This is a genomic window from Parabacteroides sp. AF27-14, assembly GCF_003635425.1.
Lineage (GTDB): Bacteria > Bacteroidota > Bacteroidia > Bacteroidales > Tannerellaceae > Parabacteroides > Parabacteroides distasonis.
This window is the reverse complement of record NZ_QTLZ01000063.1, coordinates 893-1,669: the sequence shown is the minus strand read 5'-3', so window position 1 is coordinate 1,669 and position 777 is coordinate 893. Positions and strand designations below refer to the sequence as shown.

Sequence of the window (777 nt, the reverse complement as noted above, 5' to 3'; positions counted from 1 at the left end):
ACCTTGTATATCGACGCTACCTGCGACAGCCTTCAGCAAGTGGTCTGGGAGTATGAGCGGCTACTTTCGGAGCGGCAAGACACACGGACGGTCTCGGAGCGACATACCGAGCGCAAATCGCTCGCCTCACGGCTTGTCTTCCTGCCGCTTCTCGCCCTATTGGCGCTTATATGCGTCCGTTGGGGCAGGAAGTGACACGTAAGCCAACAGTGTGGGTTTCCGATGGTGTTACCTTTGCTGACGTTAATCAATCATCAACGAATTTATAAATCTTAAAGTCTAAAATCTTATGGCATTAAATTACAAGATCATCACGAGAAAGGTATCTGATTTGAAAGGTGGGGCTAAGACAGATAAGGCGTTCGCTACCCCGGTCTACACGGGTTACACGGAGTTGGAGGACATTTGCAAGGCGATCTCCGAGCGATCGGCCCTCTCAAGCGCCGATGTGAAGGGCGTGCTGGACTCGCTGAACTACGTGCTCGATTTAGAGCTTCGTGGTGGCCGTATCGTCCGCATGGGCGAGTTGGGCAACTTCCGTATGTCGTTCTCATCCAAGGCCGCTGATCCTGCGGCGAAGTTCAACGCCACGGGCAATATCACGGGGGCTCGCATCCTGTTTTATCCCGGCAAGGCCCTTCAAGGCTCGAAGGCGAACGTCAGTTTCGCCCACGTAAAGGATATCACGAATGTCGCTACCGGGGAGAACGGCGGCGGCTCGGATAGCGAGAGTCCGGACGAGATCTAGGGAATTGAAAATTGAGAATTGAGAATTGA

2 protein-coding genes are annotated in these 777 nt (G+C 53.3%); both read left to right on the top strand.

Annotation, left to right across the window (positions count from 1 at the left end):
* The coding region (locus DWY79_RS22630) for a hypothetical protein (protein WP_233564043.1) at positions 1–202 on the top strand (202 nt) is incomplete at its 5' end.
* A gap of 87 nt (positions 203–289) precedes the next feature.
* A complete protein-coding gene (locus DWY79_RS22380) occupies positions 290–748 on the top strand; it encodes an HU family DNA-binding protein (RefSeq protein ID WP_122370513.1) in 459 nt (152 codons plus the stop codon).
* Positions 749–777: the final 29 nt, after the last annotated feature.

Coding starts and splice junctions, on each gene's coding strand:
- DWY79_RS22380 (WP_122370513.1), top strand. CDS start 290: ATGGCATTAAATTACAAGATCATCACGAGAAAGGTATCTGATTTGAAA.